Genomic DNA, 9,844 nt, shown 5'->3' on the forward strand with positions numbered 1-9,844 from the left:
CGTCGGACGGTGAGGAGCGCAGAGCCGTGATCGCAGCTTTTTCGGTGACCCCGCTGGGGATCGGCGAGGACGTGGGGGAGGCGGTGGCCGCCGCCGTCCGGGTGGTCCGGGCGAGCGGGCTGCCGAACCGTACGGACGCCATGTTCACCAGCGTCGAGGGGGAGTGGGACGAGGTGATGCCGGTGATCAAGGAGGCGATCGAGGCGGTGAAGGCCTACGGCAACCGGGTGAGCACGGTGATCAAGATCGACGACCGGGCCGGGGTCACCGACGGCCTCACCGCCAAGGTCGCCTCGGTCGAGCGGCATCTGGCCGAGGGTTAGCGCGCCTCCCTCGTTCGGCGACCGGCGCCCACGTGGTGTCCGGCGCCGGGAGCCGGTGCGACGCCGGGCAGCACATGGGCGCGGCCTCAGTCCAGGACCAGCACTGCCTCCCGCTGCACGGGGATGCCGGTGGCCTGCGCGGCCTTCGCCTCCACCGTCCACACGCCCGGCGGGGGCGAGAAGGTGGCGCTGTAGCCGCCGTCGCCGTCGGGGCGCAGCCGCCGCCGCTCGATGGTCTCCCCGCTGTCCGCCGAGACGAGGCGGGCCTCCAGGAGGAGTCCGGGGTCCTCGGACACCGCGGTCACCGGCAGCGGGGTGCCGGCGGCCACGGCCTCCGGTACGTCGATGCCGAACCCCGTGCCGAGTGTCTGGTAGGGGCGGTGGTCCAGCGCTTCGTAACGGTCGTACAGCTGGCGGTGGAGCAGGGCGTCATTGGGCAGCGCGGTGTGCCCGAGACGGAACCAGTCGACCCGGGCGCCGTCCTCCCACTCGGGTGGCGTGGCCGACACGCACGGTACGGTGCCGTCCCCCTGCCAGCGGTCCTGGCCCTTGAGGCGGTCCGTGTAGGTGATGGTCCCCCCGGTCACGGCGAGCGCGACGTCGGTCGGCTCGCCCTTGCCGCCCGAGGCGAACACCCGGTACGCGGCGGGGCGGCCCGCCAGCAGATCGGCCGCGACAGGCAGGGCGAGCCCCCGACGGTGGTGACGGCCGTCGCGAACACCTCGCCCACCCGGCTCCGCCAGAACCCGCGGTGCCGAAGCCGGCCCTCCCGCCACTCCCAGACGGCCACGTGGGTGCCGAAGGTGGCCGCGAGGATCTCCCGGCCGGCCGCGACCCCCACGGCGACGGCGCTGATGGGCGTCGCCCAGCCGAGCGCGTGCACGACCCCCGGCCCGCCCCGCGGCCAGACCAGGACCCGTTCGGCGTCCGCCGCCACCGCCGCGATCCCGCACGCGTGGGAGGGAGCGGCCAGTGCCGTCAGCCGACGGGTCGCCGCCCCCAGTGCGGCGGGTACGTGGCCCCGTACGAGGTCGGGCGGGCCGCCGGGGCTGCTCCAGTGCCAGAGGCGTTCGGCCGCGGCGTAGAGCCCCCCGTCCGGGCTCGCCGACACGACGAGGACGTCGCCGAACGGCAGGCCCAGGCTGCGCTCGGGGGCGGACCGCTCGGCGGTGGTCCACTCGTCGGTCCAGTGCAGGTGCGCCGCGGAACGCGCCCAGGGCCTGAGCTCCGGCTGCTGACGCAGGGCCTCCGCCTGCAGCAGGGCGGCACGTTCGCCCGGCGACCTGCGCACCAGGTCCTCGGCGATCGGCCGGTACAGGCGCGCCTCGGCCGAGGCGGCGGCGCCGGGCTGGTCGAGCTGCGCCACGAGCCGCTCGGGATCCAGCCGGACGAGCAGTTCGGCGTCCTGCAGGAGAGCGGTCAACCGGTCGGCCCGGGCGGCGTGGGCGGCGGCGTACCGCGCGACGTAGGGGTTGGTGACGTCGCGTCCCCGGTACAGCGTCTCGTGGACCTGCCGGAGCACCGCGGCCATCGTGGCGTGCGCCGCGGCGTCCGGGAGGCCGGAGGCGCGCAGCACGTGGCTGACGAGCGCCTCGTGGTTCAACCGGAAGACCGGCTGGCCGGCCTCACCGTGCGCCACGATGTGCGCGCCGCCGAGCGCGCGCATCGCGACGATGTCGCGGGCCTCGTAGCTGTGGCTCTCCCCCCGCGCCCCGGCCAGTGCCCGGGCCGCCAGGAGCCAGATCCCGTCGTCCTCCGGCAGACCGGCGCCGAAGGAGAGCGCCAGGGGGAGCAGGAGCCCGAGAGCCCAGCCGGCGGCGGAGGCCGCGCCCGGTGCGGCCGTGTCCAGCGCCCGGATCTCGTGGTCCAGGGCCTCGTCCAGCCCCGAGGCCAGGACCTGCCGGAACTCCTCCGCCCGGTCGCGCAGCTTCGCCGCCCAGCAGCGACAAGTGGGAGCACAGCGAGTTCCGCTTCGTCCCGGCCGAGCCCGATGACGTGCTGGCCTTCATGCTCGACCCGGAAGTGCGGGAGCACTGGACGGCCTGCGGCCCGGCCCTGTTCCAGCACGCGCTGGTCCGCCTGATGACGCGACGGCTCGGCGACGCGGGCAAGGGCAGGCTCGGGGTGGAGAAGGCCATCGACCGCGTGGTGGCCGGACTCGCCGACACGGGGAACTGAGGGGCCCCGCCCACGGCGGGCCCTGTCCTCAGGGCGTGGTGCTCGGCGCGTCGGCCGCGGCCGGTCCGGTCGGTCCGGTCGGTCCGGCAGGTTCGGCCGGTGCGCCGGCGGCGGAACGGCGGGTCAGGGCGCGGTCCAGGGCGTACGGGCCGGAGCCGAGCACCGCGATGGCCAGGAAGGCCCAGCAGAACATCACCAAGGGTTCGCCCCCGTTCTGCAGCGGTGCCAGGGCGTGCTCCTGGTGGACGGTGAAGTAGGCGTAGGCCATCGAGCCGGAGCAGAGCAGGGCGGCGGTGCGGGTGCCGACGCCGAGCAACACCAGGGTGCCGCCGATCAGTTGGATCAGCGCGGCCCACCAGCCGGGCCACTGGCCGAGCGGGACGGTGTCGCCCTTGGCGCCGCCCAGGACGCCGAAGAGTGAGGCGGCGCAGTGGCAGGCGAAGAGCAGGCCGACGACGATCCGAAAGGCCGTCAGCACGACCGGGCGGGCGGCCTCGGGCCGCCGGGTCCTCGTGGTCGAGGAGGGCGGTGAAGTCCGGGTAGCGGTCGATGCGGACGACCTCGCAGGTGACCGTCGCGGCGGCGTCGGTGCGGAAGGCGATCCGATCGCCGGGGCGGATTACGGTCTTGGTCGGGCTGGCGGTGCGTACCTCAACGGTCTTGGCGCCGGCGGCGACCAGTTGGTGGTACTCGGGCCGCAGGTGCAGGTCGTGCGTCCTCACCGGGCCGCGGTGATCAGGCAGAGAGCGGCGGACTACCCGGTCGAGATGCGCGCGGAAGACCTGGTCGGCGTCGGGGGTGCGGCTGCGCAGGGCGACCATGGCGGTGAGGATCACGTCGCACAGCTCAGCGTGCAGGTCGGCTTCGGTGTGGCTGTGACCCCTGCGCGGGTTGGAGTTGAGGATGCCGGCCAGGGTTTCGCTGACCTCGCCGGCCTCCTCGCTGATCTTGAGGATGCGCATCAGCTGCTCTTGTTCTGGGGGCAGCGTGGCGTTGCTGTCCAGCCAGTCGACGAGTTGGGCAACGGCGTCCCAGGGATGTGCCACTGGTCCTGTTTCTTTGGGCGTTGTCGGGCGCTGGCAGTGGTGGTGCTGGCGCGGCGTTGCGGTTGCGGTCGGCATGCCTGCTTTTCCGGGGCGGAGCGGCTGGCTTCGCCCTGGCAGACGTGATCGACCGTAGTCGGGCGGTCGCGTACGGTGCCAGAATGTTGCGCAGATTTGCGGGGTCCGGGTGGGCACAATGCCGCGCCGAGCGTTCCGTGACGACGTGGCGGCGCTGCCGGATGTCGGCAGGGGGGTTCCAACTGCGTTCGGCGGCGGCGCTCTTGACGATGGCCATTCAGTCGGGAATCGTCATGCAAATCCACGCAACCGAGTGGTAAGGGGGAGTCGGCATGGCACTACGGTTCATCGGGATCGACCCCAACACAGGGGACGACGAGTGCCCGACCGTCTGGTACGACGACGAAGCTGACGAGATCGTCGTGCAGGGCTGGAAGGCCACCGAGAAGCTGCGCGCCAAGTGCCGGGAGACCGGGAGCATCCCCGATTCGGAGGATGTGGTCCGGCTGCCGGCGCGGATGGTGCCGATCTTGAGGAAGGCGTGCGATGCCGCCGAAGGTGCCGACGTTCGCTGAGCAGCTGGCCGCGGCTCGCTCCACCGCGGTCCACCTGGAGATGCGCGACTCCTACAGCGTGGCCAAGGAGACCGAGGCGTTCGCGGCGTGGCGGGACGGCTTCCGTCACGACCCTGACGACCGGGCGTCCTGGTGGCGTCCATGGCTGACCTTGATCGAGGAGACCGTCGCCCGGGGCGTCGAGGTCCGGCGAGTTCGGATCGTTTCCGAGCCGGTGTCGGAGTACATCCGGTTCGAGCACTCCGGGACCTTCACCAACATCGCTGCGGGCGAGCAGATCCGATGGCTGCCCCGACGGCAGGCGTCGGACATCGCCTTGCCGGGCAACGACTTCTGGCTGTTCGACGACCGGCTGGTGCGGTTCAACCACTTCACCGGTGACGGGGAGTCCGCCGGGCCGTCGTTCAGCGACGATCCGGCGGTGGCCCTGCTGTGCTCGACCGCCTTCGCCTCGGCGTGGGAGCGGGCCGTGCCGCACGAGAAGTACAGCGTCTGAGCCCGAGCACCGGCCACAGCAGCATCGATGTCGATCTCCCCGTCCTCCAGTGTCCAGGCGGCCCGCAAGGCTCTGGCAACGCGCCTTGGCGAGCTGATGCGCGACGCCGGCTTGAAGGGCGGGGAGCTGTCTGCCCGCTGCAGCTGGCACGCGGCCAAGACCTCCCGCATCCTCAACGCCCGTATCGCGCCTTCGGATTCGGACATCCGGGCATGGTGCCGGGCCTGCGGGGCCGACGACCAGGCCGCCGACCTGATCGCCTCGAACAGGGCTGCGGACTCCCTGTACGTCGAGTGGAGGCGGATCACCCGCGCCGGCCTGCGCCAGGCACAGGAAGCCCGCGTGCCGCTCTACGTCCGCACCCGCCACTTCCGCGCCTACTCCTCCCGCGTCATCCCCGGCGCCTTGCAGACCAGGGAGTACGCCGGCGCGCTGCTGCGCACGGTGGCCGACGTCCGCCAGACCCCGGACGACGTGGCAGAGGCGGTTGAGGCCCGCCTCGCCCGGTCAAGCGTCGTGTTCGAGGGCGGGCGCCGCTTCGTCGCGGTCATCGAGGAGTCCGTGCTTCGGTACCGGATCGGCGACGACGAGGTGATGGCCGGCCAACTCGGTCACTTGTTGCGCGTCATGTCGATGCCATCGGTGTCGCTGGGGATCATCCCGTTCACGGCCGCCCGCCACATGTGGCCGGTCGAGACCTTCAACCTCTTCGACGACCGGCAGGCGGGAGTGGAGCTGTTGTCGGCGCAGGTCACCGTGACCGCGCCTTCCGACCTCGCGCTCTACGCCCAGGCGTTCGCCCGCTTCGCCGCGCTCGCCGTTCACGGCGGCGCCGCCCGCGCGCTGATCACCTCCGCGATCAGCGACCTGGGCTGAGGTCCGCAAATTCTCGCAACTTCGTTGAGGCGCAACCTGGTTGGTCCGTAGCGTTCACGGGGTCGCCGGGCATAGCCCGGCGCCACCAGGTGCCCCAACAGCAGTCGGAGGAACCATGGCAACCGCAGTTGCACCCACCGACCCGATCATCGGCCCGCTCCGGAACGTGCGCGACCACGTCCCCACCGATCTGTGGGACAAGCAGATCGGCCTCCTGATGCGCGACTACCCGTACGACTCCATCATGGCCGCCCGCGTCCTCGGACAGGGCTATGCCTACCTGCTGACCGCGATGGCCCACCGCGGCGAGCAGCTGAGCCTCGGCCCCAGCTCGCTGGTCGACATCGGCGTCCACACGATCATCCTGGACACCGTCGCCTACGCCGAGCTGTGCCGGATCCACAACGGTGGCCAGTTCCTGCACCACGTGCCGGCCGTGGAGTTCAAGCAGGACGACACCGTCCTGCGCACCGCCCAGCTCATCGCGGCCGACGGCTGGGACGTGGACCTGCCACTGTGGGCCGACGCCGCGAACTGCAGCCCCTGCCACCCCGGCAACGACTCGCACTGATCGGCCAGTTGCGGTGGTCCCGGCCCGGCTGGGGCCACCGCGACGCGGGCGGGTGAAGTTCACCCAAACCGCAACGCCCGGGCGCCTGGGGCACCAGGATGGCCCGCGTGAAGATCACCTCCCCCGCCCAAGGCGCAGCGCCAGACCTGTGGCACCACTACGGCCGCACCCGCACCGACACCGACCGGTCCGTCCCCGGCTCGTTCTCCTGGGTCTGGGCCCAGGACGGCGGGCCGGGGGCCGAGGTACTGGGTGACATCACCGGCCTGACCGTGGCCGACCTCGGCGCGGGCGCCGCCCGGCACGCCGCCCACCTCGTCACCCGCTCGGCGCCCGCCCGGGTCGACGCCGTAGACGCCTCCCTCGCTCAGCACACGATGGCCTGCGACCTCTACGGTCATCTCGCGCCAAGCCTGCGGCCGGTGCACGCCGACGTGGCCGAGCACCTGGACGGGCACCCGGGCGAGTACGACGTCATCTACTCGGTGTTCGGCGCCCTCGACTTCACCGACCCCCGCCGGCTGCTCCCGGCCGCCGCCAGCGCCCTGCGTCCCGGCGGCCTGTTCGCCGCCTCCACCCTGGGCCACTACATCGGCGGAGCGCCCGCCGAACCGGACGTCCAGCACACCGACATCCCGGCCCGCACCCCGGACGGCGTCCCGACGACCATGCAGCGTTGGGTCCTCCAGGAGCACGTCTGGGAGAAGCTGCTGGACGAGGCCGGATTCACGGCGATCAGCATCGACCGACTCCCCCCGACGGCATCGGGGCCGCGCTCGGCCGACACCCTGCTGCTCCGGGCCTACCGGTCACGGTGAGGGACGCTTCGCCGCTGCGCATCCAGCGAAACGGCTCCTAATACTGCAGTGTGACTTCGCGATCTTGCGCTGGGGCTGGAGCTGTTGCCGAATGGGGATCTCCCCTCGGTTCAGCATGACGTCCGACCAGCGCAGCCCGGGCACCTCCCCCCTGCGCTGGCCAAGACCAGGATCATCACGTACGCCCCGTACAGCGGATCGCGCTCCGCGCGAGCCGGCTCAAGGGTTGCTGGTCATGCTTCGAGGCGTCGCTCTCCGACGCGGTACGCAGTCGGCGGCGCTGGCCGTGCTGGATCGAAGCGTGTCGAGATCACCGGAACCACCATGCGCTACATAAAGTAATTCTGTTTTCACGCTAGGTGATCCCTGGCGTGTCGCCGCCGCGCCCGATACGGCTGGCGCAGGCTGCCCTTACGTGAGGTGGAGGTGCTGGTGATCAGGCATGGGAGACAGCAGACCGGGTCGCATCGCGATACGGGGCCCGAGGAGGCGGGGCATAGACCGTGGCGAAGGCCATCGGCATGGGTGCGGATCTGCATGGCGGCGCTGGCAGTGCTGGCAGGACTGGCTCTGCCGGCCGTTACGCCAACCCCGGCGCGGGCCGCCACCGCCGCAACCGCCTACGTCACCAACCAGACCGACAACACGGTCTCGGCGATCGACACCACCACCAACAACGTCATCGCCACCATCCCCGTCGGTGCGAAGCCGTTCGGCGTCGCGATCACGCCGGACGGCACGCGCGCCTACGTCGCCAACGAGGGCTCGGACAACGTGTCGGTGATCGACACCGCCACCAACACGGTCACCACCACCATCCCTCTGTTCGCCGGCGCTGGCCCGAACGGTGTGGCAATCACGCCCGACGGCACGCGCGCCTACGTTGCCGACACCGGCAACCCCTTTGGTAGCCCCAACAGCACGGTGTCGGTGATCGCCATCGCCAGCAACACGGTCACCACCAACATCAACAACGCCGGCGCCGCCCCGTTCGCTGTGGCGATCACCCCGGACGGCACGCGCGCCTACGTCACGAACTACCAGAACGCCGGGGCTGTGCAGGTGATCGACACCGCCAGCAACACGGTCACTGCCACCATCGCCAACTTCACGGGCAACTTCCCTGCCGCTGTGGCGATCACACCCGACGGCACCCGCGCCTACGTCGCCAACCAGGGCAATTCGCACAACGTGTCGGTGATCGACACCGCCACCAACACGGTCACCACCAACATCACCGTCGATGTTGCACCGTCCGGCATCGCGATCACCCCCAACGGCACGCGCGCCTACGTCGGCACGGACGGCGGGGTGGACGTGATCGACACCACCACGAACACGGTCTCCGGGACCGTGGCCACCAACGCCTCCACCGTCGGTGTTGCGATCACCCAGGACGGCGCGCACGCCTACGTCGCCGCCCCCGGAGGCCCCAGAGCCGTCGATGTGATCGACACGGCCAGCAACACGGTCACCGCCACCGTCCCCGTGGGGAACAGTCCGCAACAGGTCGCGATCGCCCCTGCCAGCAGACCTTCCCTGACCATTACCAAGACCCACACCGGAACCTTCGCCCCAGGCCGGCAGGGCACCTACACCATCACCGTCGGCAACAACGGAACCGCCCCGACCGACGGCACCACCGTCAGGGTCCAGGACACCCTCCCGGCAGGACTCACCGCCGTCCGCCTCGTCGGCTCCGGATGGAACTGCGTGCGGTCCACCCTGACCTGCACCCGCAGCGGCGTCCTCAACCCCGGCGGCACCTACCCGCCCATCACGCTGCGGGTCCGCGTCTCCCGCACCGCCACCGGCACGATTACCAACACCGCCACCGTCAGCGGAGGGGGCAACGGCACCGCTACCGCCACCGACCCCACCATCATCGACCCCGGTCCGGGTCACTGGCACCACTGTGACCACGACGAGTGGCCGCGCTGCGACCACCGCACCTGAGGACACCGGCACCCGGCCCACCACGAACAACGACAGCGCGGGACTCCGAACCGGAGGCCCGCGCTGTCCCCTATGGAGGAGGCGGTCGCAGAGCAGCGTTTCGACAGCGGTTCGGGAGGCAACACCTGAACCGGATGCTCACGAGAACGAGCCCAATCCCTCACCCCGCCTCGCCCTGCCGCCGCTGCTCGCGCTCCTCGAACCGGCGCTCCAGGTCCTCGTGCCAGCGGGCCGCGGGGCGTTGTCAGACATCCGGGAAGGTAAACGGGAGTCCGGCCGCTGGTGACCGTGTGCGGTCGCCAGCGGCCGGACTCCACCAGAATCTGGCGGCAGTTGAACAGGTACTGCTTGCCAGCAGACGTCTGTGGCTTCAGTTGCGTCGAGTGTCAGACACAGATGCTTTCTGCCACGTCTTCGCCGCCCCTCCGCCGAGAGCGGCGGCGTTGACCAACGAGGCTCCCTGGCTGGTTGCTTGAGACATGAGACGTCTCTCTCAACCGCCCGGAGCCTCGCCTGTTCTGCCCTCACCTCAACCGCCGGGCCGTCACCCGGCCAGCGCCCACCCCGAAAGGATCAGCGCGTTAAGACGGGTAGCCGGCCTTCGGAGTGTCACCCGAAGGCCGGCAGCGCCGCCGGGTTGATCAGGCGGTGTAGGTCATGGTTCCGGCGGACACCGTGCCACCCGGGGTGGTCACGGTGACGTTGACGGTGGTACTCGGGGTGCCGGCGGGGATGGTGCCGGTGATGACGGTGCCGGTGTTGGAGGTGATCGTCGCCGTGGTCGTCCCGAAGGTCACGGTCGCACTTGCGAGGCCGGTGCCCGCGATGGTGAACACACCGCCACCCGCCGGGATGCTGACCGACGGGACGATGGGCACGGTCACGACCGGGACGGCCACGTAGGTCATGGTTCCGCCGGACACCGTTCCCCCGGGAGTGGTCACGGTGACGTTGACGACGGTGCCCACCGTGCCGGCGGGGATGGTGCCG

Annotated in this window: 12 protein-coding genes and 1 pseudogene; 8 read left to right on the plus strand and 5 right to left on the minus strand. The window is 71.2% G+C overall.

Annotation, left to right across the window (positions count from 1 at the left end; translation table 11 throughout):
- The first annotated feature begins 26 nt into the window (after nucleotides 1-26).
- The gene (locus ACH4E7_RS11715; protein WP_396248862.1) at nucleotides 27-323 is read left to right on the plus strand and encodes an MTH1187 family thiamine-binding protein; all 297 of its coding nucleotides are present in this window, start codon (nucleotides 27-29) and stop codon (nucleotides 321-323) included.
- Nucleotides 324-409: 86 nt separating this feature from the next.
- On the opposite strand, the gene ACH4E7_RS11720 is transcribed toward ACH4E7_RS11715, so the two are convergent.
- Both ACH4E7_RS11720 and ACH4E7_RS11725 read right to left on the minus strand, forming a co-directional pair.
- Complete coding sequence (locus ACH4E7_RS11720) at nucleotides 410-910, minus strand: hypothetical protein (protein ID WP_396248863.1); 501 nt, start codon at nucleotides 908-910, stop codon at nucleotides 410-412.
- Nucleotides 907-1,989: a hypothetical protein gene (locus ACH4E7_RS11725; protein WP_396248864.1), complete on the minus strand. Its 1,083-nt coding sequence runs from the start codon at nucleotides 1,987-1,989 to the stop codon at nucleotides 907-909. The genes ACH4E7_RS11720 and ACH4E7_RS11725 overlap by 4 nt, the downstream gene beginning before the upstream one ends.
- 341 nt (nucleotides 1,990-2,330) lie before the next feature.
- Between ACH4E7_RS11725 and ACH4E7_RS11730 the strand changes: the two genes are divergently transcribed.
- Nucleotides 2,331-2,501, plus strand: a complete 171-nt coding sequence (locus tag ACH4E7_RS11730; RefSeq protein WP_396248865.1) for a hypothetical protein — start codon at nucleotides 2,331-2,333, stop codon at nucleotides 2,499-2,501.
- A 28-nt stretch (nucleotides 2,502-2,529) separates the two neighbouring features.
- On the opposite strand, the gene ACH4E7_RS11735 is transcribed toward ACH4E7_RS11730, so the two are convergent.
- The gene (locus ACH4E7_RS11735) at nucleotides 2,530-2,979 is read right to left on the minus strand and encodes a DoxX family protein (protein WP_396248866.1); all 450 of its coding nucleotides are present in this window, start codon (nucleotides 2,977-2,979) and stop codon (nucleotides 2,530-2,532) included.
- Between the two features lie 97 nt (nucleotides 2,980-3,076).
- Nucleotides 3,077-3,622 (minus strand): annotated as a pseudogene (locus ACH4E7_RS11740) (hypothetical protein); the annotation flags it as partial.
- 272 nt (nucleotides 3,623-3,894) lie between these two features.
- Here ACH4E7_RS11740 and ACH4E7_RS11745 point away from each other — a divergent pair.
- The 6 genes from ACH4E7_RS11745 to ACH4E7_RS11770 all read left to right on the plus strand — a co-directional run bounded on the left by ACH4E7_RS11745 (nucleotide 3,895) and on the right by ACH4E7_RS11770 (nucleotide 8,854).
- Nucleotides 3,895-4,137 (plus strand): hypothetical protein, encoded by a 243-nt coding sequence (locus ACH4E7_RS11745; protein ID WP_363369153.1) that lies wholly within the window; start codon nucleotides 3,895-3,897, stop codon nucleotides 4,135-4,137.
- Nucleotides 4,109-4,633 carry a DUF6879 family protein gene (locus ACH4E7_RS11750; RefSeq protein WP_396248867.1) on the plus strand — a complete coding sequence of 175 codons (525 nt, stop codon included), beginning with the start codon at nucleotides 4,109-4,111 and terminating at the stop codon, nucleotides 4,631-4,633. The genes ACH4E7_RS11745 and ACH4E7_RS11750 overlap by 29 nt, the downstream gene beginning before the upstream one ends.
- Nucleotides 4,634-4,660: 27 nt before the next feature.
- A complete protein-coding gene (locus tag ACH4E7_RS11755) occupies nucleotides 4,661-5,509 on the plus strand; it encodes a helix-turn-helix domain-containing protein (RefSeq protein WP_396248868.1) in 849 nt (282 codons plus the stop codon).
- Nucleotides 5,510-5,624: 115 nt separating this feature from the next.
- On the plus strand, nucleotides 5,625-6,080 hold the full coding sequence (locus tag ACH4E7_RS11760; protein ID WP_396248869.1) for a hypothetical protein: 456 nt from the start codon (nucleotides 5,625-5,627) through the stop codon (nucleotides 6,078-6,080).
- Between the two features lie 113 nt (nucleotides 6,081-6,193).
- Nucleotides 6,194-6,898 carry a class I SAM-dependent methyltransferase gene (locus ACH4E7_RS11765; RefSeq protein ID WP_396249110.1) on the plus strand — a complete coding sequence of 235 codons (705 nt, stop codon included), beginning with the start codon at nucleotides 6,194-6,196 and terminating at the stop codon, nucleotides 6,896-6,898.
- Between the two features lie 420 nt (nucleotides 6,899-7,318).
- Complete coding sequence (locus tag ACH4E7_RS11770) at nucleotides 7,319-8,854, plus strand: YncE family protein (protein WP_396248870.1); 1,536 nt, start codon at nucleotides 7,319-7,321, stop codon at nucleotides 8,852-8,854.
- A gap of 641 nt (nucleotides 8,855-9,495) precedes the next feature.
- On the opposite strand, the gene ACH4E7_RS11775 is transcribed toward ACH4E7_RS11770, so the two are convergent.
- The coding region (locus ACH4E7_RS11775; protein WP_396248871.1) for an IPT/TIG domain-containing protein at nucleotides 9,496-9,844 on the minus strand (349 nt) is incomplete at its 5' end.

The organism is Kitasatospora sp. NPDC018058, from assembly GCF_044327205.1.
Taxonomy (GTDB): domain Bacteria; phylum Actinomycetota; class Actinomycetes; order Streptomycetales; family Streptomycetaceae; genus Kitasatospora.